13 protein-coding genes and 3 pseudogenes are annotated in these 23,421 nt (G+C 56.0%); 12 read left to right on the plus strand and 4 right to left on the minus strand.

Going from position 1 to position 23,421, the window contains the following annotated elements:
- The first annotated feature begins 65 nt into the window (after positions 1–65).
- From amrS to PSH69_RS17690, 3 genes are all read left to right on the plus strand, one after another.
- Positions 66–1,550, plus strand: coding sequence for an AmmeMemoRadiSam system radical SAM enzyme (amrS, locus tag PSH69_RS17680; protein WP_305409267.1), 1,485 nt, complete (start codon positions 66–68; stop codon positions 1,548–1,550).
- Complete coding sequence (locus PSH69_RS17685; protein WP_305409268.1) at positions 1,547–2,692, plus strand: PLP-dependent aspartate aminotransferase family protein; 1,146 nt, start codon at positions 1,547–1,549, stop codon at positions 2,690–2,692. The genes amrS and PSH69_RS17685 overlap by 4 nt, the downstream gene beginning before the upstream one ends.
- Before the next feature lie 62 nt (positions 2,693–2,754).
- Positions 2,755–4,011 carry a PLP-dependent aminotransferase family protein gene (locus PSH69_RS17690; protein ID WP_305409269.1) on the plus strand — a complete coding sequence of 419 codons (1,257 nt, stop codon included), beginning with the start codon at positions 2,755–2,757 and terminating at the stop codon, positions 4,009–4,011.
- An 85-nt stretch (positions 4,012–4,096) separates the two neighbouring features.
- On the opposite strand, the gene PSH69_RS17695 is transcribed toward PSH69_RS17690, so the two are convergent.
- Positions 4,097–4,729, minus strand: coding sequence for a LysE family translocator (locus PSH69_RS17695; RefSeq protein WP_305409270.1), 633 nt, complete (start codon positions 4,727–4,729; stop codon positions 4,097–4,099).
- Between the two features lie 378 nt (positions 4,730–5,107).
- On the opposite strand from PSH69_RS17695, the gene PSH69_RS17700 reads away from it, so the two are divergent.
- Positions 5,108–6,258 (plus strand): IS3 family transposase gene (locus PSH69_RS17700; protein ID WP_305409271.1). Its coding sequence is split into 2 segments (ribosomal slippage): positions 5,108–5,342 and positions 5,342–6,258, totalling 1,152 coding nucleotides; the frame shifts between segments, so codons are not numbered across the junction.
- 1,188 nt (positions 6,259–7,446) lie between these two features.
- Here the strand turns inward: PSH69_RS17700 and PSH69_RS17705 are convergent.
- Entirely contained in the window at positions 7,447–7,911 is a 465-nt protein-coding gene (locus tag PSH69_RS17705; RefSeq protein ID WP_305409272.1) for a hypothetical protein, read from the minus strand.
- 791 nt (positions 7,912–8,702) lie between these two features.
- Here PSH69_RS17705 and PSH69_RS17710 point away from each other — a divergent pair.
- The 3 genes and pseudogenes from PSH69_RS17710 to PSH69_RS30290 form a co-directional block, all read left to right on the plus strand.
- Positions 8,703–9,305: a hypothetical protein gene (locus PSH69_RS17710; protein ID WP_305409273.1), complete on the plus strand. Its 603-nt coding sequence runs from the start codon at positions 8,703–8,705 to the stop codon at positions 9,303–9,305.
- A 2,119-nt stretch (positions 9,306–11,424) separates the two neighbouring features.
- The gene (locus tag PSH69_RS17715; RefSeq protein WP_305409274.1) at positions 11,425–12,783 is read left to right on the plus strand and encodes a hypothetical protein; all 1,359 of its coding nucleotides are present in this window, start codon (positions 11,425–11,427) and stop codon (positions 12,781–12,783) included.
- An 84-nt stretch (positions 12,784–12,867) separates the two neighbouring features.
- A pseudogene (locus PSH69_RS30290) lies at positions 12,868–13,044 on the plus strand (recombinase family protein); the annotation flags it as partial.
- A 718-nt stretch (positions 13,045–13,762) separates the two neighbouring features.
- On the opposite strand, the pseudogene PSH69_RS17720 reads toward PSH69_RS30290, so the two are convergent.
- Positions 13,763–13,921, minus strand: a pseudogene (locus PSH69_RS17720) (IS630 family transposase); the annotation flags it as partial.
- A gap of 461 nt (positions 13,922–14,382) precedes the next feature.
- Between PSH69_RS17720 and PSH69_RS17725 the strand changes: the two are divergent.
- The 5 genes from PSH69_RS17725 to PSH69_RS17745 all read left to right on the plus strand — a co-directional run bounded on the left by PSH69_RS17725 (position 14,383) and on the right by PSH69_RS17745 (position 22,919).
- Positions 14,383–15,564, plus strand: coding sequence for a hypothetical protein (locus tag PSH69_RS17725; protein WP_305409275.1), 1,182 nt, complete (start codon positions 14,383–14,385; stop codon positions 15,562–15,564).
- Between the two features lie 1,543 nt (positions 15,565–17,107).
- Complete coding sequence (locus PSH69_RS17730; RefSeq protein WP_305409276.1) at positions 17,108–17,626, plus strand: hypothetical protein; 519 nt, start codon at positions 17,108–17,110, stop codon at positions 17,624–17,626.
- Positions 17,627–18,782: 1,156 nt separating this feature from the next.
- Positions 18,783–19,322, plus strand: coding sequence for a hypothetical protein (locus PSH69_RS17735; protein WP_305409277.1), 540 nt, complete (start codon positions 18,783–18,785; stop codon positions 19,320–19,322).
- A gap of 1,147 nt (positions 19,323–20,469) precedes the next feature.
- Entirely contained in the window at positions 20,470–21,291 is an 822-nt protein-coding gene (locus PSH69_RS17740) for a hypothetical protein (protein WP_305409278.1), read from the plus strand.
- A gap of 1,106 nt (positions 21,292–22,397) precedes the next feature.
- On the plus strand, positions 22,398–22,919 hold the full coding sequence (locus tag PSH69_RS17745) for a hypothetical protein (protein WP_305409279.1): 522 nt from the start codon (positions 22,398–22,400) through the stop codon (positions 22,917–22,919).
- A gap of 300 nt (positions 22,920–23,219) precedes the next feature.
- On the opposite strand, the pseudogene PSH69_RS17750 reads toward PSH69_RS17745, so the two are convergent.
- Positions 23,220–23,381, minus strand: a pseudogene (locus PSH69_RS17750) (Tn3 family transposase); the annotation flags it as partial.
- Between the last annotated feature and the right edge of the window lie 40 nt (positions 23,382–23,421).

Raw genomic sequence — 23,421 nt, forward strand, 5'->3', positions numbered from 1 at the left:
TGTTTCGCCTCGACTATTTAAACCGATGATATTGACAGCAACTTCCGTGAGATGAGGAGTGAGAGATGGACACTACAAAAAATAAAAACTGGACCTTGGAAAGCACGCCTGCAAAGTTGGAAGAAATACTCCCGAACGGCGTTGTAAAGTGTCATCTTTCTCCCCGAAACTGTGTCATTCAGGAGGGCAAAGTAGGTTTTTGCAAGGTGCGCGGAAACAGAGGCGGCCGGTTAGTTACGTTGAATTATGGCAAAGGCGTTCACAGCACCGAAGAGACCATCGAAACCGAGGCGGTATTCCACTTTGCTCCCGGAGAGCGAATCCTTTCCCTAGGCAATATCGGCTGCATGCTTAACTGCGGCTACTGCCACAATTGGAAGACCTCTCAGGCCAAGTATGTGACAGATAAAGATGTTTACTACTATACGCCTGAGCAGGTTGTAGAAACTGCCTTGAAGCATGGTATACGCGTTATCTCCTGGACGTATAACGACCCTGTTGTCTGGCATGAATTCATCCTCGACACGGCAAAGCTGGCAAAGGAAGCGGGCTTAATCAATTTATACAAATCAGCTTTTTTTATCAGTGAAGAAGCCATTGACGAACTATTGCCAGTCATCGACATATTCTCGATTTCGCTAAAATCCATCTCCCCCGAATACTATAGAAAAGTCACAACAGGCTGGGTAGAACCCGTTCTGGCTGGCATCAAGAAAGTATACGATGCTGGTAAATATGTTGAAGTCAGCACCTTGATGGTTACCGATATCAGTGACGATGAGGATACCGCCAGGAAAATTAGCCAGTGGGTACTGGATGAACTGGGCCCGAATGTACCGCTCCACTTTGTAAGGTTTCACCCTGATTATAAAATGAGTAATAGCATCAGGACGCCCGTGGATAGACTCCTGAAGGCTCGGGACATTGCCCGGAGCATGGGGGTTGAGCATGTTTATCTGGGTAACGTAAATGATGTCGAGGGCACCAACACCAACTGCAATAATTGTAACGCTCTACTCGTTACCCGCTACGGTTTGAATGCTGAACTAATCGGATTGGATAGCAACGGTTGCTGTGCCCGGTGTGGGCACGACGCACACTTCAAGTTACTGGGCGAACACAAAGCGAACACGCCTGTTGAACTGCGAGAGGCTGCATTGACCTCTTACGAGAAGCGAAAGTTCGAGTGGCATGGGGATATCGTATCGCTGCACGCCCAAGTGCTGAATACTGAAGACTTTGAACAGACCGTCTACCTGCGGCGCAACTATACCGACGGGATCAACAGTGATTGGAAATCACTGACATTGCGGCCGTATGAAAGCTATCGATTTATTATTGCCAAGGCACGAATTGATGAATCAGGCCCTGAAGTCTGGCTTCCCAAGGGGGTGAACTCAAATCTTCATGAAGTATTCGACAGGGCTCACTTCCCAACCGAGTCGATTGAAGAGATTGGTATTTCGCAAAACGACATCACGCCGACCATTGGGTATGAAGGCAAGCAGAACATGTATGAGCAGGTTATCAAACTGGTGAGCAAATCATGAGCGTGTCTACTGAAATACTCCATATCAGGGTCGATGACCGAGAGGCCCACCCATCCGTGACGCCTATTTATCAGTGCAGCGCTTTTAGCGCTGACTCGGCGTTCTTCTACTCGAGAAAAGCCAATCCCAATGTGACTGAGCTGGAACAGGTTGTCGCTGCACTGGAAGGAAGCGAATACGCCTTGGCCTACAGCACCGGAATGAGTGCCATCTACATGGTGCTGGAGCTGCTGAAACCCGGTGGGTCGCTGGTGATCAACAAATATATCTATGGCTGTTCTTATAAGCTGTTTCAGCGATATGCGGCACGTATCGGTGCGAAACTGACGATTCTGGATCTCACCACGGAAAGTGGATTGAAAGAGTTGCCGTTGAACGTGGACATGGTTATTTTCGAAACACCGACCAATCCCTTTCTGAAAGACATTGATATTCATGCGGTCAGCAAGGCGGTCAAGCAAAACAACCCACACGCTCTGGTGGTCGTTGACAACACGTGGGCCACTCCGATATTTCAAAAGCCTCTGAACTTCGGCGCGGATATTTCTCTGTACAGCGCAACGAAGTATTTCTCCGGGCATAGCGATGTCATGGGCGGCCTGGTACTCGTCAACAATGAAATGATTCATACGCGCCTTCTCGAAGGCCGCTTTTATTCAGGCTCAATATTAGCGCCTAATAGCGCATGGCTGCTTCGCAGAAGCATGCAGACATTTAACCTGCGCATGGAGAAACACAGCAACACAACCTCCAGCATGCTCAACTATCTGCGGGAACTGCCCTTTATTGAGCATGTTTATTATCCACGAGTCGATGGTAAACAATTGACCGGCTACGGTGGCATTGTGTTTGTTGATATTCGGCCCGATCTGGTCCCCTTTTACAAAACCTTCACCAGCTCCCTCAAATGGTTTGGAACGGGTACAGGAATGGCCTGTGTCACGTCAATGGTTGCGCAACCCTTTAGTGGAAGCCATGCCTCGATGACTGAGCAGGAAAAAGCGGATATGGGGATTGAAAAGGGGTTGGTACGATTGTGTTTTGGTTTAGAGGCCCTTGAGGATCTTAAAGAGGATCTGCTTCAGGCATTTGTGGCCATGGAAAATATGGCCAATCAAAAAAGTGCACTTAAACCTGTGTAATAGATGTTAATCATGAGCAACGAGCCTTCAACGGCTCGTTGCTTTTTCATGGAGAAGCGAGATTGCCCAGCGTACTCGAAAAAACGATATTCGAAGACCCTACTCTGAACGTTATCCATCTTCTAAATTCCATTTCCAGTGAAAATCCAGAGGCAATCTCTCTGGCTTCCGGCCGACCTGACGACGAGCAATGCGACCTGTCCCTTATTGATAAAGGGCTGGCCAGCTATGCACGATACGCCGTCAATCCGGAACACTCGCTTGCGACACTACTTTGCCAATATGGAAAAACCACCGGAATTATCAACGGCATAATAGCCGAACACTTGCAGGTGGATGAAGGCATAAAGATTTTCAACCCTGAAAGTATTGTCGTGTGTATGGGGTTTCAGGAAGCTGCGACCTTGACACTGCTATCAATTTTTGAAGGAGGTGGTGTTTTATTAGTGCCTGACCCTGTGTTTTCCGGAATAACGGGGATTGCGAAATTATTAAGAATAAAAATTGTACCCGTTCCCGAGGACACCTTCCTCGATCCATCTGCCCTGCGCAAGGTAGCTGAAGATCTTGAGTCCAAGGGGGAAAAGGTAAAAGCGCTGTACGCGATTTCAGATTTTAGTAACCCTACTGCTAACAGCCTTTCCTATGAAGACAGAAAGGCTCTGCTCTCCTTGGCCAATGAAATGAATTTTTTTATCCTGGAGGATAATGCCTACAGCTACTTCAGGTACGAGGGAGATAAAATCCCCTTGATGAAGTCGATCGACAGTAGTCGAGTATTCCTTCTTGGCTCTTTTGCAAAGTCAATTTTTCCGGGATTGCGTATGGGCTATGTAGTCGCCCCGGAGAGCGCTGGGGTGATTTCCTTTAGCGCCAGATTATGTAAAGCCAAAAGCTTGATCACCGTCAATACACCTGCCCTGTGCCAAGCAATTGTCGGAGGTTTACTGATAGAGAACAATTACTCTTTAAAACAGCTTAATCAACCAAGAGTATTGTCTTACAGGCAAAAAAGAAACTATATGATTGAATGCCTTGAACGTGAATTCCCGATCAAGGCTGACTCTCGAAGAAGCGTCACCTGGAACCATCCAGAGGGAGGTTTTTTCATCAATGTACAGCTGCCTTTCACCTTTGAATATTTTGAAATGTGCGAGTGCGCCAGGAACTTCAAGGTTATTGTATTTCCCACTTCCTTGTTTTCGCTGACGAATCAGGCTGTCACTCAGGTCAGGTTGTCGTTTAGCAATGCGACAGAATCAGAAATCAAACAAGCGATAGGCAACCTCAGGGCGTACATTGAATCCAGAATGCAGTAAAGCATCCTTCCGTCAGACCGTAGGGGATTGATGCCAAGGCTTACCCATCAGTCAATGAGAAATAAGCCTTGTCTCAATTTCCCGCTTAAACTGCTGTGGCGAGCATAACGCCAGTGGCTACTTGGTAGGCACCCAGGATGGTTATGGTTGACCCGGAAAAATAGTTGATCAACCTGAGCTTTGATTGGGAAATTCTGGTCTTGAATATAGAGGAGAATCCGCTCAATCCCAGCCACCAGACAGCCGAGCCTAGAAATATACCTGTCACCATAGGCAGCACTGAGTGCTGACCGCTTTGATCATTAGCCATGCCGTCGCTCATGGCAGCAAATATCGCAATAAACGACAGGATGGTCATTGGGTTCGACAGTGTCAAAAACAGTGTACTCAAGTAGGCTTTTAGCAGGTTGGCTCGTTCACCCGCCAGGGCTGTTGAGCTCGCTTTCGATCTTATTGTTTGATAACCAATGTACGCGAGGAACCCCCCCCCCAAAATACACAACCATGGCTTAAAGCTAATGAGTGTCGCTATGATGACTGTGATTCCCAGCGCACCGACAAATCCATAGATCGAATCGGCTGTGGCCGCCCCTAACCCTGTCGCGAAACCTGCTCTCCATCCAAGCGCAAGGCTCCTCTGTATGCACAACAGCCCAATGGGTCCCACAGGGGCTGCAATACAAAGCCCAATGATCATCGACTTAATGAAAATCAACATAAATGCACCTCCGCAATTGATGCTAAAAGGTTAGGGGAAGTGCTTTTTTTTATGAATTAATTATTTATTCCTATAGAGGCTTTTTCGATAATTTTGTAAGAAGTATTCTTATCTTTCCTTCATTATTAAGGTGCACTCTGTGATGAGCCTTACTAAACACGATCGGTATGCCATTCGCCTTCGACGATGACGCCGACCAGGACGTTGCAGGCATTCCTGGACGACTTGGGTTTTGAAGGGCTTTGGATAAGAGGTTCGTTAGCGCATGGCGATCCGCTTGTGAGGCTAAAAATGGTGTCCACTTAAATAGATGGACTGAATCGCCCCGGGTTTCGTAGACACCTCTTTGCCTTAAACTGAGGCCAATTAGGAGGTGCCATGAGCAACCCGCATTACCCCGAAGAATTCAAAATCCAAGCGGTCAATCAAGTGACCGAAAAGAAGCTACCCGTCGCTGATGTGGCGGCGCGTCTTGGCGTGTCGACGCATAGCCTCTATGCCTGGATAAAGCGCTACAGCAAACCTCAGGCAGAACGGCAGCAAGACGATGATCAGCACGCTGAACTGCGTCGTCTGCGAGCCGAACTCAAGCGGGTCACCGAAGAGCGAGACATCTTAAAAAAGGCCGCCGCGTACTTTGCCAAGGAGTGCGGTTGAAGTACGCCTTTATCAAGCAGCGAGCGGGCGACTATTCCATTCGACGGCTTTGCCTGACGCTGAAAGTCCATCCCAGTGGTTATTACGCTTGGTTGTCTGAGCCGCAATCTGCACGCGCTAAAGACGATCAGCGATTACTGGGTTTGATCAAGCATTCCTGGTTGGAGAGCGGCGGCGTTTATGGCTATCGCAAAATCCATGACGATCTGCGCGAGGTCGGTGAGGATTGTGGTCGTCATCGTGTGGCGAGGCTGATGCGTCTTGAAGGTCTGCGTTCTCAGACAGGTTATCGACGCCGCCCTGGAAAGTACGGCGGTAAGCCAGCGGTCGCCTCACCCAATTTGCTGAAGCGCCAGTTCGATGTCGTGGAACCCAACAAGGTTTGGGTCACCGACATCACCTACATTCGTACGTATGAAGGCTGGTTGTATTTGGCGGTGGTGCTTGATCTGTTTTCTCGTCAGGTCGTTGGCTGGTCAATGAAAGCGCAGATGACCAGTGATTTGGCTATTGACGCTTTGTTGATGGCGGTTTGGAGGCGTAAACCTAAGCAAGAGGTGATGGTTCATTCCGACCAAGGCAGCCAATACAGCAGCTCCGATTGGCGCAGCTTTTTAAAGGCAAACAATTTGGTTGCCAGTATGAGTCGCCGAGGCAACTGTCATGACAACGCCGTGGCCGAGAGCTTTTTCCAGCTTCTGAAACGGGAACGGATCAAGCGAAAAATCTACACCACGCGGGAAGATGCTCGGAGTGATGTGTTCGATTACATCGAGATGTTCTACAACGTAAAACGCCGCCATGGTTTCAACAATCAGCTGTCACCGGTAGAGTTTGAAAAGCGTTACGCAATAAGCTTGCAAGGTGTCTAGAGAATCCGGGGCGATTCACCGCGATACTACGCCGCCTTCAACAAGTGATGGAGGAGGAAAAGAAAATCACCGTACCAAGTCCTTCGCCATTGAGAAGCACAGCGATGAAGCTAGCCACCTTCATCGCTGCGCTTTATACGATTTGTCCACCGAAAAACAGGTACGCATCCCCACGCAGGGAGAAAAGCGCGAACGTGATTTGCGCGAACGGTGAGAAAAAATAAGGGCCCGTTGGCTTATTAGACTGCCACCGCGGCGCATTGACGCCTCGGCGCGGGCGACTCCATCCAATTACAGATTCAACTGCATCTGAGCCCGTCCCTGGACGGCCAGCTATCTTGGCGACATTGGGTTACATGCACGTTCCCGCCGTTTAATTGCAGTAAATGTGAGCATGGCCGTTTTCGATTGCAAGCCGCTACTTAGGCCTGGCCCTCCCTGTCGGCGACGCCTCGGGGGGCCAGGCCCAACGCCTGCTACTCCGGCCGTCCGAGCGCCGCCAGCCCGGCGCCCAGTCCGCTGATGTAAGTCGTACTCGCCTGGTCCGTGGTTGGAGGCCGCCAAAGAGGCGGCGGGGGGCGTACTGGCAGGTTAGCTGCTCCTGGCTGAGTAGTTGCTCTCTGTAGAGTGTTGTGTAACTCCCGCAGTGCATTCGCCAATAGCAGATAGGTCTGCTCGCTTATATGCCCTACCTCTGCCATCTGGTCAAGCGCGCTCATCGCCTCTACGGCTTGTAACGGGCTCGTGATCGTACGCCAGTGATCTCTAGCCTGATCAGCGGTTTCTATCTTTAATAATCGAACTGGCTCAGACGACTGGCTTGGGCTGTGTTGGATGGGGGTAGTCGGCGAACCAGAGGCTCTGTTTATCCCGCTCATTGTTTATCCCGCTCATTGGTTTAATTTAAAACACAGAACCAATGAGTGGCGTTTCGAGCTTTTGAGTTCCATGGATAAGAGAAGTGACTTGCATTCATAAACACACCGACCTGTATTCATCGGGATTTTCGACCAAAATTAGCTGCATTTATCCACCTCCGCAAACCAGCATTAGTTGTGAATGAAGCTGCGGCTTTCGACTTTACAAAAAAAAACGAAAGTTCGATGGACGGTCCGTCAATCACAAATAATGTGAGCCTGCGCAAATGGAATGCAGGCACGTGCCGCTGGATGCAAGTTTAGTCGCAGTTCATGCGAGCACAGGTGCTGCTTCAATCGCAATTAATCCGAGCCTCAAATAGCGTTGGTTGCAAGCATGGCCGTTTTCGATTGCAAGCCGCTTCTGGTAGGCACCGCAAACCTTCTGGGCGCCTCTTGTGTGTACCGTTTTTTTTTCCGCGGCTACGCTGAAAAGCGGTATGACGCGTGAAAATCTTGTCTTCTCAAACCTGACAATTCCCCAGTCAGCTACGATCAATATTGGTGCTTTATAGGTGTAATTACATGACCTGTATTGCAGTACGAAATTGTCGATTGCGCAGTCATTTTGCCCCCCCCCGGCCGCGCCGCCATTGTCCGGCAGCAGGCGAATGACAGCCTGGACGCACAGCTGCGACTGTCGATGACTGAGCAAATGGTGTTGCGCGAGCGGGTCAAACCGTACCTGCTGCGGTACCGCGAAGATCGGCGTCAATTGCGCGAACAAGCGCGACAAATTGAGACACCGCAAACACTGCTGCGCCAAATGACACCTTCCAGTTAAATCGCCCGGTCTGCCAGGCGTAGTCGTCCGCCATCAGGATTCAGGTACCAGCTCGATCATCAAAAATATCGACAAGTTCGGCAACAGCGCTAATCAACCAGCGTGATCAGCGTTTTAGCATGGGTGGAAAGAGTGTCGTATACCCGCTTCGCCCCCCGGTGGACAGTCATATTGTTTCTGCGCAAATCGCGACACCGGCAACCGATGGGCTGCCGCTACGTACTAGGGTATGTATCAACGCAAGCATCTTCCCCCGGATCTGCCATATGGCCCGGGCGCTCGCCGGGCTGGTCAATGGTTATCAAGCTTCGAGGGTTCGTGACTATCTTCGTTGAGGGGCTGGGCGACACCCTCCGCGGGTATCTGGCAAACACCGCCCCTCAAGGTTATTTGCGCGACAACGCGGAAATAGCCCTCGCAGTATCCAGTTCATGACGACCCCATACATTCGCCCCTGCGCTTCATGAGCCAGGGGGATTTCCCCTCGGGTCGGGTAGCCGTGGTGGAACTCGAACCGCGCTCAGACCACTCAATACTCTCGACACACAAGGCCGTGAGTCAATCCACGGTTACACCGCCGGCTTCCGTGCCCGGCCGTCAACTGAACCGTAAGGAATCTATAACCGATGACGCGTATTTCCTCTGCCAGCCCGCCGCCCACTGTTGTGCCAGACGCGCCCCCCTCGGCAGTCGCCTCCATTTCGACTTCAACGACAGCGACACCAGAGCCACCCGAGAAGCGTATGGATCGTACGGATGCGACAGGGACACCGATCAGCCCGGGCAACTCCTCACAAAAAACCTCGTTGTCCTCGGCGGTCCTTGAGGCGACCCTTGACCGATCGGGCACATCGCCCAAGACCGGACTCCGGAGCCTTCCCGCGGAGTTGCTACAGGAGATTATCCGTCGGGTCGCCAGTGGCTCAGCGGGTGATACGGCCGCGGGGCGGCACGCCCTCATGTTGAGCAACAAGTTTTTAAGCAAGTCGGTAGTGGGTGAGCAGTCGGTCAAGGCGCATTACGATTTTCTGCAACCGTTGATAGGCGCCTTCAACGCACTCAAACCGCGTCTGGCGATTCATCAGATAAATAGCCACATGCTGGCGTTGATGGGGCCTACACAGCGCCAGGGGCTGGTCGCGGCCGCCCTCGATTTGGCCGACGACTGGTACAAGGCCACGGCGATCGCCGGGTTGGGCGCCGGGCTGGCGGCTCTCGAACGGCCGCAGCAGCAGGCGCTGGTCGCAGCCGCCCTCAGCCTGCCCGACGACAGGCACAAGGCCCAGGCGCTCGCCGGACTGGTCAATGGTTATCAAGCTTCGAGGGTTCGTGGCTATCTTCGTTGAGGGGCTGGCCGATACCCTGCGCAAACTGGCGCCAACCCACAACCCCAGTCAGGACACGCCGGTTAATCGCTGAGGCCGCGAAAAGAGCGACACCCTCCGCGGGTGCCTGGCAAACACCGACAGCCATCGCCAATATTGGGGTTTGGGGAGCAACGGAATTACGCCCTACCAACCTCGCCCTGTGCCTTCTTCCAAGGCATCCGCTTCGGGGGGCTTCCTGGGGGGGCGCCCCAGAACACGCTTAACGTGCTTTAAATTCCGTGTTCTGATGCACTCCCATGTTGGTCGTAATCGTTCGCGCCTCCAAAAGTTGGGTGAGCACCGGCAAGGGACGGTTTTCGCCTGCCCAGGGGCTGATGCTCGACAAGGGCCGCGCGGGCCTTGGGCTCTTCTTCCAACAGTGACGTTGCCCAAAGCTCTCGCTCAAGGGGGCCGCAGGCTTCTGATCCAGCCTCGATCCACGAAACTCGCCTGCCGTTGTTGGCGCATAGGGCGGGCAAGCAGCTCCATGTGGGCCCGTTGCGCAAGAAGCTCGCCCCTGAACGGCTAAACAAGTTCACCGATAAATTCAGTTATCAATCACTTTCGAACTGACCCGCATGATGAGTCCTCTGAGCAGGCGCTAGTCGAACGTCTCGATAATCGATTCTTCAGCGCTGAGGAGTCGGTTTTTCACGGCGTCGGCCAGGCCGAAGGCGGCCGTGACCAGCGCCTGCTGCTGCGATCCTTTGGTCGAACAGGCTCACGACGTTGGCCTTACAACTCATCCCGAATAGCCAGCAGTGTTGTACACACTTGCTTCTTGACCGTCAGTCGCAGGATTTGAGATCCCCCGTTTCTGTTGGCACGACAACAATGCGTGAAGCCCAGGAAGTCAAACGCCTCCGGTCTGCATAAACCTCGCTTCCTACGATTTCTCGCAGCAAAACGACCAAACTCAATCAGTCGTGTTTTCGAGGCATTGGCGTATAACGCCATGCTCCGGATTGCCTTCCTGCGTCGCTTAACAGCATCGGCAGCATCCCGGACTCCTGATGACGCGGCTCAATGGCTGGCCCATCGGCTTCCCCTGTCAACGCTTCCCCCTGCACCTCACAGTGCATGGGTGCGGGGGTCATCATCTCATTACCGGACACCCATTCAGCTGGAGCGCCCCATCGACTTTCCCACGCCCTGGAACCCAACTCGCCCCCAGACCACCCAATAGGCGATGCACGTGACCGTGGTCAGCATTCGGTCGAACGATCTTTGGCAGGAGACTGCCTGCTACTCGTCCCCCAAGGAGAAAAGAGTGCGTCCCCTTCCCCCGTATTCTGCGTACCTCGCCAACTTCGCTGCATCGGCCCCGGTTCCCAATGCCACCCACCCACTAGGAGGCCCTAGCGATTTGGCGCCATTGAACGCCTCTACGCAACCGGCTTTTGGACCAGATCATTTGCCGAACACCGCAGAGGACGTGCAACAGCACCGTTCAAACCTTGCTTGCGGCTCGTCGAGGCAGTCAACACCCCAACCCGCCGGGCTCACGGGCTCATCGCGCAGAGAACTCTCACCTTCCGCAAAGAACTATCTGCATTCATTGCCGTCCGAGGACTACGCTAGACCCACCCCAAAGACGGTTGTGCTGGAGAAGTTGAATCGGCAACGGGCTCAGAATAGCTCCGACAGCGCGAATTATACCCTCGCGGATATAACCCCCGTCGTGACTGACTTATTGCTGACTCGCCACCTGACTTCTGACGACTTCCTCCACGCGCACTCAGAAGCGCAACTGCGCAGTGCTTTGATTCAGAGACGGAGTTCGCAGGACATCTCGGGGCCGTCCCTGCCGTCGGGCAGCACGACGTCGAGCAAGGCCTCACGAGACTCCGACCACTCGGAGTCACACTGGGCGCCGCCGCTGCTTGACGAAGGCGCACATCCTTTGGGGCACATTGTGTCCGGAGCCGACGCTGCGTCGGCCCCATCGGCCACAGGCGTTTCCCGCATTCGCCGGGGCAAGGAACGGGCGGCTCCTCCCTATCCATCGTCGACGCAGTCCTCCGGCCCCTCGCCCGCGTTGCCATCCACCGCCCCCACGCGGGGAGCCACACGATTACTGGCCGAACACCGAACCGTGATGGCGCTACTGCCCAAAACCCTTAACCGGTCGTACCGCTCTAAAATTTCAGGATTTCTGCGCCATCTCGAGCAGCAGGGTCAGCGCTGGTCCGCGCTGGCACCTGCTGCGGGCGAAGAACGCCCAGCAGCGTTGGAGGCGGCGGTCAATACGGCCATGCAGCACCAAGGACTTGACCCAAACACGCGCGCGGCACTTAACCACGGCTTCAACCTGGCTCTGCAGGCGCCTTTCGGTTACGTCCGACTGGCACCTGTGTTGCTCGAACACCAAACAGTGATGGCGCAACTGCCCGAAACCCTTGACCAGTCGTACCGCTCTAATATTTCACGATTTCTGTGCCATCTCGAGCAGCAGAGTCAGCGCTGGTCTGCGCTGGCACCTGCTGCCGGCGAACAGCGCCCAGCAGCGTTGGAGGCGGCGGTCAATACGGCCATGCAGCACCACGGACTTCACCGAGGCACGCGCGCGGCACTTAACCACGGCTTCAACCTGGCTCTGCAGGCGCCTTTCGGTTACGTCCGACTGGCACCTGTGTTGCTCGAACACCAAACAGTGATGGCGCAACTGCCCGAAACCCTTGACCAGTCGTACCGCTCTAATATTTCACGATTTCTGTGCCATCTCGAGCAGCAGAGTCAGTGTTGGTCCGCGCTGGCGCCTGCTGCGGGTGAAGAACGCCCAGCAGCGTTGGAGGCGGCGGTCAATACAGCCATTAAGAACCACGGACTTAACCCAAACACGCGCGCGGCACTTAACCACGGTTTCAACCTAGCTCTGCAGGGGCCTTCCGGTCGGGTCCGACTGACACCATTACTGGCCGAACACCAAACAGTGATGGCGCAACTGCCCGAAAGGCTTGCCCCGTCATACCGCTCTAAAATTTCACGATTTCTGTGCCATCTCGAGCAGCAGGGTCAGCGCTGGTCCGCGCTGGCACCTGCTGCGGGCGACAGGCGCCCAGCAGCGTTGGAGGCGGCGGTCAATACGGCCATGCAGGACCACGGACTTCACACAAACACGCGCGCGGCAATTAACCAGGGCTTCAACCTGGCTCTGCTGGGGCTTTCCGGTCGGGTCCAACTGACACCTTTGCTGCCCGAACACCAAACAGTGATGGCGCAACTGCCCAAAACCCTTGACCGGTCATACCGCTCTAATATTTCACGATTTCTGTGCCATCTCGAGCAGCAGAATCAGCGCTGGTCAGCGTTGGCGCCTGCTGCGGGCGAAGAACGCACAGAAGCGTTGGAGACGGCGGTTCATACAGCCATGCAGCACCACGGACTTGACGAGCGCACGCGCGCGGCAATTAACCGGGGCTTCAAGTTGAAGCTGAAGGCGCCTCATAGGCGATAAGGCTTGCGCGACGCCGGTAGAAGGCGCGGTGTCATCGCTGCTGGCTGGTCGTCCTCTACTGCCTTGCAAACAGAGGCGCAGGAGGATCATGGATTGACTGGCACCAATCGATCCTGACCAGGACTGGATCAGGCTCTTGCTGCGGTTCGTTGCGGGGATACACTCGCCGACCAAAAACCTGACCGCTTAGCCAGGTCCGGCCGGGATGCCCGTGATATCGCAGACTCTCAGATCGCGCGAGAGATGGGGCTTGGGAGCAATGAACCAAAAACCAACGCAAGGCCTACCATTGCCGCTCAGCGCCTTCCTCCCAGGCGTCCGCTTCGATAACGCAATTGCGCATCTCGGCCTCTTGGCTGATCTCGGTCGACCAAATCATGTGCCGTCTTATCCCGCGCCTCATCGTTACGATATGGGATGTTCAACGAGTAGATGGCCTTACCAATGCATCCTTACCACCCCCATAACCCGCTTCGGTGTCAAAACCCAAGGCAGGATGCGGTAATCCGCACGTATGGATCTGTGCGGGAGACAGGTGACTGCCATTCCTACCGCGACCGCCGGGTCTCGCTTGAGATCGTTCCTGGCCTGATGACTGCCTGAGAAGAAAATTTTTTTCGCCGGTAAACTTAGCCTCGACGTACCATTTGAATTAAAGGGAACTGAATTGACAAGGTGAACTACTAATAGCGTAGCTCAGCTGAATTTTCGGCTTAGCTATTCAAATAAAGAGGAATAACCATGAGCTTTATCAAATACCTGATTACCAGCGCTACTCTGTTTGCAGCCGCATTCATTACACAATCGGCGATGGCATATCCGCCTGCCTGGTAAAACCTAAGACTGCAAGTGAAGGCAATTGAAATTGGGATTCTGTTGCCTATGTGATGCTTTGAAATTACTTACCTATTAACCTGTGAGGCCACCGCCTCATGGGCTAGCTATATTTTACTCAAAATAGACTACCCTCACGCAATTACACCGTAATATTGCGAAATAAGCACTCAACCGCGTTTATCCACGAGTTGGATGTCGGGGTGGAAATGCATGTAGAACGTTTGTGCTTCTTAAGTCAAGCCTTCACCTTCGGGTGTTTGTGTGTAGCGTAATTGCCCGCAATCATATGTAACCTAAAGTATTAGTTGGACGCATCGATCTCATGCGGTGTTTGCCGGACTACCCCGCTCGATTTTCGCGTACTCCGGAACCAGAATCGCTCTCAAGCCACCCAGTACGCTCGACACAGACCGTGGTAGACGTTCATCTGCGCGCCAAGTATTAGCGCGTCAGAACGCTGTTACCCTTTCCTGCATAATTCTTAAGGAATCCATGACCGATGAAAATCTGTATTTCTGGCACTTGGCAACCGGCCACTGTAGAACAGGGTCGGTCCCTTCTCCGAGCTCTCCAATGTTAACTGAGACTCAAGCGACAGAGCGATCCACAGTTGGTCACAATACGTTCTTGAATATGCGACTCGTCTTTCCAAGTACCAGGGGGTTAAGGACGGAGGAACTGGGAGACAAGGCCCTCGAGGGCAATCACCTCGCCCTGATATCCAGCGTTAATCGTCTCGGCGCCTATGCATTGATTCGGTCAATGAAAGCCTATTCCTGTGGCAGACCATTGGGATTATTGAGTCCGAACAAGCGCCAGGATTTGGTTAACTACACCCTCAGCCAGGTCAGTGAAATGCACAAGGCCACGGCGATCTCCGGGTTGGCCACCGGGCTGGTGCATCTGAGCGAGTCGCAGCGGCAGGGTCTGGTCACCGCCGCCCTCGGTCTGACCCAGGAGTGGCGAAAGGCTGAAGCGATCGCCGGGTTGGGTACCGGGCTGGCGCACCTGAGCGAATCGCAGCGCCAGGACCTGGTCAAGGCCGCACTCGACCTGCCCCATGAGTGGCGCAAGGCCGAGGCGATCGCCGGGCTAGGCGTCGGGCTGGAGCACTTGAGTGAGGCGCAGCGCCAGGATCTGGTCAAAACCGCCCTCGGCCTCACTCATGAATGGTCCAAGAGCCTGACGATCCCCGGGCTGAGCGCGAGGATCACACACCTGAAAGAGGCCCTGCGCCGGGACCTGGTCGACGCCGCCCTCGGCCTGGTCGATGAGAAGTACAAGGCCCAGGCGATCGCCGGGCTGGGTGCCGAGCTGGTACACCTGAACGAGGTGCAGCGCCAAGGTCTGGTCGCTGCCGCCCTCGGCCTGACCGATGAGTGGGGCAAGGCCAGGGTGATCGTCGGGCTGGGCGCCGCGCTCGTGCATCTGAGCGAGTCACCACTCCAATCCCTGGTTAATGCCGCCCTCGGCCTGACCGATGAGAGGGAAAAAGTCAGGGCGATCGCCGGGCTAGGAGCGGGACTGGTGCACCTGAGCGAACCGCAGCGCCAAGCCTTGCTCGACGTCGCTCTCGGCCTGGCCCATGATGAATACAGAGCCCAAGCGATCGCTGGGTTAAGCGCCGGATTGCTGCACCTCAACGAGACACAGCGCCAGGGCCTGGTCAACGTTGCTCTCGGCCTGGCCCATGAGGCGTACAGGACTCAAGCGATCGCAGGGTTAAGCACCGGGTTGCTGCACCTGAACGAGACACAGCGCCAGGGTTTGGTCGACGCCACCCTCAACTTGATATATGAAAGGTACAAGGCCGACGCGATCGCCGAGCTTGGCACCGGGCTGGCTTACCTGAACGAGTCACAGCGCAAGAACCTGGTCGATGCAGCGCTCGGTCTGTTCGATGAGCAAGCCAAGGCGAGGGCGATCGCCGGACTGGTCAGTTAGCGGCTAAAGGCGACAAGCCGTGCTCAATCCCAGAGTAGGAGTTTAGCCCGGCGTCGCATCGGGCATCGATCTCGTTCTATGTTCCGATTTTAGACAGCGCTGCATACCACGCTGGCACCACAACGCCGGCAACCCAAGACCACCAGCTATGATCTGGTTCGCCGGGCGGCTAACCTGCTGTCTCCGAAATAAGTTTCGAACCTGAGTTATGTTTCTGTGGTCAGTCAGCGCCTGGAGTGAAAGCCTTGATGCTTTCTAGTAAGCCCAAGCACTGCGCCCGCTTGTGGAGGGAGGTCTGGCTGCCAACCACTGCGCTCGTCCTCAAGCTGGGGTGGGACGATGCCTGGAGCGCCAGTTGTGTCGCAAGGCGAGGTTTGCGTATAAGTTGGGCGGCCCAAGTGGCGCTTGGTGAGGGCATCGATGCGGTATTGAAAATCCGGACAAGCAAACACCCTGATTTTGCCTTATCTCGGCATGCCCCTAGCCCTCGCTGGGTCAGGGGTGACCATCTCATTACCGGACACCCATTCAGCCGGAACGCCCCATCGACTTTCCCGTGCCCTGGAACCCAACTCGCCCCCAGACCACCCAATAGGCGATGCACGTGGCCGTGGTCAGCATTCGGTCGAACGATCTTTGGCAGGAGACTGCCTGCTACTCGTCCCCCAAGGAGAAAAGAGTGAGTCCCCTTCCCCCGTATTCTGCCTACCTCGCCAACTTCGCTGCATCGGCCCCGGTTCCCAATGCCACCCACCCACCAGCAGGCGATAGCGATTTAGCGCCATTGAACGCCTCTACGCAACCGGCTTTTGGACCAGATCATTTACCGAACACCGCAGAGGACATGCAACAGCACCGTTCAAACCTTGCTTGCGGCTCGTCGAGGCAGTCAACACCCCAACCCGCCGAGCTCACGGGCTCATCGCGCAGAGAACTCTCACCTCCCGCAAAGAACTATCTGCATTCATTGCCGTCCGAGGACTACGCTAGACCCACCCCAAAAACGGTTGTGCTGCAGAAGTTGAATCGGCAACGGGTTCAGAATAGCTCCGACAGCGCGAATTATACCCTCGCGGATATAACCCCCGTCGTGACTGACTTACTGCGAACTCGCCACCTGACTCGCCACCTGACTTCTGACGACTTCCTCCACGCGCACTCAGAAGCGCAACTGCGTAGTGCTTTGATTCAAAGACGGAGTTCGCAGGACATCTCGGGGCCGCCCCTGCCGTCGGGCAGCACGACCAAGAGCCGGGAGACGACGTCGAGCAAGGCCTCACGAGACTCCGACCACTCGGAGTCACACTGGGCACCGCCGCCCCCGCTTGACGAAGGCGCACATCCTTTTGCGCACATGGTGTCCGGAGCCGACGCTGCGTCGGCCCCATCCACCACAGGTGTTTCCCGCACTCGCCGGGGCAAGGAACCGGCTGCTCCCCCCTATCTGCCGTCGACACAGTCCTCTGGCCCCTCGCGCGCGCTGCCATCCACCTCCTCCACGCGGCGAGTCAGATCATTACTGGTGGCCGAACACCGAACAGTGATGGCGCAACTCCCCAAAAGCCTTGGCCGGTCGTACCGCTCTAATATTTCACAATTTTTGCGCCATCTTGAGCAGCAGGGTCAGCGCTGGTCCGCGCTGGTCAGCGCTGCGGACGACATGCGCCCACTAGCGTTGGAGGCGGCGGTCAATACGGCCATTCAGGACCATGGACTTGACGAAGGCACGCGCGCGTCACTTAACCGCGGCTTCAATCTGACTCTAGTGGGGCCTTCCGGTCACGTCCGACTGGCACCTGTGCAACTCGAACACCAAACATTGATGGTGCAACTGCCCAAAAGCCTTAACCCGTCATACCGCTCTAATATTTCACGATTTCTGTGCCATCTCGAGCAGCAGGATCAGCGCTGGTCAGTGCTGGCGCCTGCTGCGGGCGAAGTGCGCCCAGCAGCGTTGGAGGCGGCGGTCAATACAGCCATTAAGCACCACGGACTTGACCCAAACACGCGCGCGGCAATTAACCGGGGCTTGAAGTTGAAGCTGAAAGCGCCTTCCAGGTGATAAGGCTTGTGCGACGCCGGTAGAAGGCGCGGTTGTTATCGCTGCAGCTGGCCCTCTAAGGGGCTCACCAGGGTCATGCCCAGATGAGGGGACATTCACTCATGGGGTCTGTAACTACTTATCGATATTGAAAATCCTGAGACAACGCGATAGGCCTGCGCGGATTGTCCGAGGTGGCCAGTCATTCAGCCGGAGCGCCCCATCAACTTCCCGTGCCCGGGAACCCAACTCGCCCCCAGACCACCCAATAGGCGATGCACATGGCCGTGGTCAGCATTCGGCCGAACGATCTTTGGCAGGAGACTGCCTGCTACTCGTCCCAAAGGAGAAAAGAGTGCGTCCCCTTCCCCCGTATTCTGCGTACCTCGCCAACTTCGCTGCATCGGCCCCGGTTCCCAATGCCACCCACCCACCAGCAGGCGATAGCGATTTAGCGCCATTGAACGCCTCTACGCAACCGGCTTTTGGACCAGATCATTTGCCGAACACCGCAGAGGACATGCAACAGCACCGTTCAAACCTTGCTTGCGGCTCGTCGAGGCAGTCAACACCCCAACCCGCCGAGCTCACGGGCTCATCGCGCAGAGAACTCTCACCTTCCGCAAAGAACTATCTGCATTCATTGCCGTCCGAAGACTACGCTAGACCCACCCCAAAAACGGTTGTGCTGGAGAAGTTGAATCGGCAACGGGCTCAGAATAGCTCCGACAGCGCGAATTATACCCTCGCGGATATAACCCCCGTCGTGACGGACTTATTGCTGACTCGCCACCTGACTCGCCACCTGACTTCTGACGACTTCCTCCACGCGCACTCAGAAGCGCAACTGCGTAGTGCTTTGATTCAAAGACGGAGTTCGCAGGACATCTCGGGGCCGCCCCTGCCGTCGGGCAGCACGACGTCGAGCAAGGCCTCACGAGACTCCGACCACTCGGAGTCACACTGGGCACCGCCGCTGCTTGACGAAGGCGCACATCCTTTTGCGCACAGGGTGTCCGGAGCCGACGCCGCGTCGGCCCCATCCACCACAGGCGTTTCCCGCACTCGCAGGGGCAAGGAACGGGCGGCTCCCCCCTATCCGTCGTCGACGCAGTCCTCTGGCCCCTCGCGCGGGTTGCCATCCACCGCCCCCACGCGGCGAGTCAGATCATTACTGGTGGCCGAACACTTAACCGTGATGGCGCAACTGCCCAAAAGCCTTGGCCGGTCGTACCGCTCTAATATTTCACAATTTTTGCGCCATCTTGAGCAGCAGGGTCAGCGCTGGTCCGCGCTGGCGCCTGCTGCGAGCGAAGTGCGCCCACTAGCGTTGGAGGCGGCGGTCAATACGGCCATTAAGGACCATGGACTTGACGAAGGCACGCGCGCGTCACTTAACCGCGGCTTCAACCTGACTCTAGCGGGGCCTTCCGGTCAGGTCCGACTGACACCTGTGCAACTCGAACACCAAACATTGATGGCGCAACTGCCCAAAAGCCTCGACTCGCCATACCGCTCTAAAATTTCACGATTTCTGTGCCATCTCGAGCAGCAGAGTCAATGTTGGTCCGCGCTGGCGCCTGTTGCGGGCGAAGAGCGCCCAACAGGGTTGGAGGCGGCGGTCAATACGGCCATTAAGGACCACGGACTTGACGAACGCACGCGCGCGGCAATTAACCGGGGCTTCAAGTTGAAGCTGAAGGCGCCTTCCAGGTGATAAGGCCTGCGCGACGCCAGTAAAAGGCAACGGTTGTTATCACTGCACTCGTTCTCTAAGGGGGCTCACCAGGGTCATGCCCAGATGAGGGGACATTCACTCATGAGATCCGCAACTACTTATCGGCATTGAAAATCCTGGGACAACACGATAGGCGTGCGCGGATTGTCCGAGGTGGCCAGTCATTCAGCCGGACCGCCCCATCGACTTTCCCGTGCCCTAGAACCCAACTCGCCCCCAGACCACCCAATAGGCGATGCACGTGACCATGGTCAGCATTCGGTCGAACGATCTTTGGCAGGCGACTGCCTGCTACTCGTCCCCCAAGGAGAAAAGAGTGAGTCCCCTTCCCCCGTATTCTGCGTACCTCGCCAACTTCGCTGCATCGGCCCCGGTTCCCAATGCCACCCACCCACCAGCAGGCGATAGCGATTTAGCGCCATTGAACGCCTCTACGCAATCGGCTTTTGGAGCAGATCATTTGCCGAACACCGCAGAGGACGTGCAGCAACAGCACCTTGCTTGCGGCTCGTCGAGGCAGTCAACACCCCAACCCGCCGGGCTCACGGGTTCATCGCGCAGAGAACTCTCACCTTCCGCAAAGAACTATCTGCATTCATTGCCGTCCGAGGACTACGCTAGACCCACCCCAAAGACGGTTGTGCTGGAGAAGTTGAATCGGCAACGGGCTCAGAATAGCTCCGACAGCGCGAATTATACCCTCGCGGATATAACACCCGTCGTGACGGACTTATTGCTGACTCGCCACCTGACTCGCCACCTGACTTCTGACGACTTCCTCCACGCGCGCTCAGAAGCGCAACTGCGTAATGCTTTGATTCAGAGACGGAGTTCACAGGACATCTCGGGGCCGTCCCTGCCGTCGGGCAGCACGACCGAGAGCCGGGAGACGACGTCGAGCAAGGCCTCACGAGACTCCGATCACTCGGAGTCACACTGGGCACCGCCGTCGCGGCTTGACGAAGGCGCACATCCTTTTGGGCACAGGGTGTCCGGAGCCGACGCCGCGTCAGCCCCATCCACCTCAGGCGTTTCCCGCACTCGCCGGGGCAAGAAACGGGCGGCTCCCCCCTATCCGTCGTCGACGCAGTCCTCCGGACCCTCGCGGGGAGCCAGATCATTACTGATGGCCGAACACCGAACAATGATGGCGCAACTGCCCGAAAGCCTTACCTCGCAACAGTGCTCCTATATTTCACGATTTCTGCGCCATCTCGAGCAGCAGGGTCAGCACTGGTCCGCGTTGGTCAGCGCTGCGGACGACATGCGCCCACTGGCGTTGGAGGCGGCGGTCAATACGGCCATGCAGCACCACGGACTTGACAGAAACACGCGCGCGGCGCTTAACCACGGCTTCAACCTGGTTCTGCAGGGGCCTTCCGGTCAGGTCCGACTGACACCATTACTGGCAGAACACCAAACATTGATGGCGCAACTGCCCGAAAACCTCTCCTCGCCATACCGCTCTAATATTTCACGATTTCTGTGCCATCTCGAGCAGCAGGGTCAGCGCTGGTCCGCGCTGGCGCCTGCTGCGGGTGAAGAGCGCCCACTAGCGTTGGAGGCGGCGGTCAAGACAGCCATGCAGGACCATGGACTTCACATAAACACGCGCGCAGCACTTAACCACGGCTTCAACTTGGTTCTAGTAGGACCTTCCGGTCAGATCCGACTGACACCTGTGCTGCCCGAACACCAAACACTGATGGCGCAACTGCCCAAAACCCTTACCCCGTCATACCGCTCTAATATTTCACGATTTCTGTGCCATCTCGAGCAGCAGGGTCAGCGCTGGTCCGCGCTGGCGCCTGCTGCGGGTGAAGAGCGCCCACTAGCGTTGGAGGCGGCGGTCAATACCGCCATTAAGCACCACAGACTTGACCCAAACACGCGCACGGCAATTAACCGGGGCTTGAAGTTGAAACTGAAAGCACCTTCCAGGCGATAAGGCTTGCGCGCCGTCGGTAGAAGACGACGGTTGTTATCACTGCATGCTCGTCCTCTAAGGGGCTCACCAGGGGCATGCCCAGATGAGGGGACATTCACTCATGGGGTCTGCAACTACTTGTCGACATTGAAAATCCTGAGACAACGCGATAGGCCTGCGCGGATTGTCCGAGGTGGCCAGTCATTCAGCCGGAGCGCCCCATCGACTTTCCCGTGCCCTGGAACCCAACTCGCCCCCAGACCACCCAATAGGCGATGCACGTGACCATGGTCAGCATTCGGTCGAACGATCTTTGGCAGGCGACTGCCTGCTACTCGTCCCCCAAGGAGAAAAGAGTGAGTCCCCTTCCCCCGTATTCTGCATACCTCGCCAACTTCGCTGCATCGGCCCCGGTTCCCAATGCCACCAACCCACCAGCAGGCCCTAGCGATTTAGCGCCATTGGAGGCCTCTACGCAATCGGCTTTGGGACCAGATCATTTGCCGAACACCGCAGAGGACGTGCAACAGCACCGTTCAAACCTTGCTTGCGGCTCGTCGAGGCAATCCCCCCCCCAACCCGCCGAGTTCACGGGCTCATCGCGCAGAGAGCTCTCACCTTCCTCAAAGAACTATCTGCATTCATTGCCGTCCGAGGACTACGCTAGACCCACCCCAAAAACGGTTGTGCTGGAGAAGTTGAATCGGCAACGGGCTCAGAATAGCTCCGACTTCCTCCACGCGCGCTCAGAAGCGCAACTGCGCAGTGCTTTGATTCAGAGACGGAGTCCGCAGGACATCTCGGGGTCGTCCCTGCCGTCGGGCAGCACGACCGAGAGCCGGGAGACGACGTCGAGCAAGGCCTCACGATACTCGGACCACTCTGAATCATACTGGGCACCGCCGCCGCTGCTTGACGAAGGCGCACATCCTGTTGGGCACATTGTGTCCGGAGCCGACGCCGCGTCGGCCCCATCCACCTCAGGCGTTTCCCGCACTCGCAGGGGCAAGGAGCGGGCGGCTCCTCCCTATCCGTCGTCGACGCAGTCCTCTGGCCCCTTGCGCGCGCTGCAATCGACCGCCTCCACGCGGGGAGCCACACGATTACTGGCCGAACACTGAACCGTGATGGCGCAACTGCCCGAAACCCTTAACAAGCAACAGCGCTCTAGAATTTCACGATTTCTGCGCCATCTCGAGCAGCAGGGTCAGCGCTGGTCCGCGCTGGCACCTGCTGCGGGTGAAGAACGCCCAACAGCGTTGGAGGCGGCGGTCAATACGGCCGTGCAGCACCACGAACTTCACACAGGCACGCGCGCGGCACTTAACCACGGCTTCAACCTGCTTCTGCAGGGGCCTTCCGGTCAGGTCCGACTGGCACCTGTGTTGCTCGAACACCAAACAGTGATGGCGCAACTGCCCGAAACCCTTGACCAGTCGTACCGCTCTAATATTTCACGATTTCTGTGCCATCTCGAGCAGCAGGGTCGGCACTGGTCCGCGCTGGCGCCTGCTGCGGGTGAAGAGCGCCCAGCAGCGTTGGAGGCGGCGGTCAATACGGCCATTATGGACCACAGACTTGACCCAGGCACGCGCGCGGCAATTAACCGGGGCTTCAAGTTGAAGCTGAAGGCGCCTTCCAAACGATAAGGCGTGCGCGACGCCGGTAGAAGGCGATGGTGTTATCGCTGCTGTCTGGTCCTCTACTGCCTTGCAAACAGAAGCCGTAAGAGGATCATGTTGCTGAACAATGCCTTGAATTCGTGTGCTGTGGCGTTGAACTGTTCCACAAGGTCTTTCATGCGATAGCCATTGCGCGTCAACGCAGGTTCCAAATCGTCGAAGTGCCGTGATAGTACCTGGGCGCTCACCGGTCTGATACCCGGCTTCGAAAGCCAACGTCAGGTGCAGCCGCTTGGGGTCGCCTCAGAAAAGGGAGTTCAACGTATACTAAGCCCGTCGTAACGGGCTGTTGCGGCGCCACAGGTAATCACCTGTCAGGTTGATGTGCTCCCAGCCCAGCGGCGACAGATACTGCAATAGCGATTCATCGACTGCGTGGCCATGTCCGCGCGGGTAGCGTCGCTGATCGAAATTGCGGTCACGGATTTCGTTTTGCTGACTCAGTCAGTTGGGTATCGGCTTCATTCCT

The organism is Pseudomonas sp. FP1740 (assembly GCF_030687165.1).
In the GTDB taxonomy this organism is placed as follows: Bacteria; Pseudomonadota; Gammaproteobacteria; order Pseudomonadales; family Pseudomonadaceae; genus Aquipseudomonas.

Bases quoted from the DNA above. Each gene is read 5' to 3' on its own strand.
- amrS (WP_305409267.1), top strand. From the start codon at position 66: ATGGACACTACAAAAAATAAAAACTGGACCTTGGAAAGCACGCCTGCA.
- PSH69_RS17685 (WP_305409268.1), top strand. From the start codon at position 1,547: ATGAGCGTGTCTACTGAAATACTCCATATCAGGGTCGATGACCGAGAG.
- PSH69_RS17695 (WP_305409270.1), bottom strand. From the start codon at position 4,729: ATGTTGATTTTCATTAAGTCGATGATCATTGGGCTTTGTATTGCAGCC.
- PSH69_RS17710 (WP_305409273.1), top strand. From the start codon at position 8,703: ATGGATCGTACGGATGCGACAGGGACACCGATCAGCCCGGGCAACTCC.
- PSH69_RS17715 (WP_305409274.1), top strand. From the start codon at position 11,425: ATGGCGCTACTGCCCAAAACCCTTAACCGGTCGTACCGCTCTAAAATT.
- PSH69_RS17725 (WP_305409275.1), top strand. From the start codon at position 14,383: ATGAAAGCCTATTCCTGTGGCAGACCATTGGGATTATTGAGTCCGAAC.
- PSH69_RS17730 (WP_305409276.1), top strand. From the start codon at position 17,108: ATGGCGCAACTCCCCAAAAGCCTTGGCCGGTCGTACCGCTCTAATATT.
- PSH69_RS17740 (WP_305409278.1), top strand. From the start codon at position 20,470: ATGGCCGAACACCGAACAATGATGGCGCAACTGCCCGAAAGCCTTACC.
- PSH69_RS17745 (WP_305409279.1), top strand. From the start codon at position 22,398: ATGGCGCAACTGCCCGAAACCCTTAACAAGCAACAGCGCTCTAGAATT.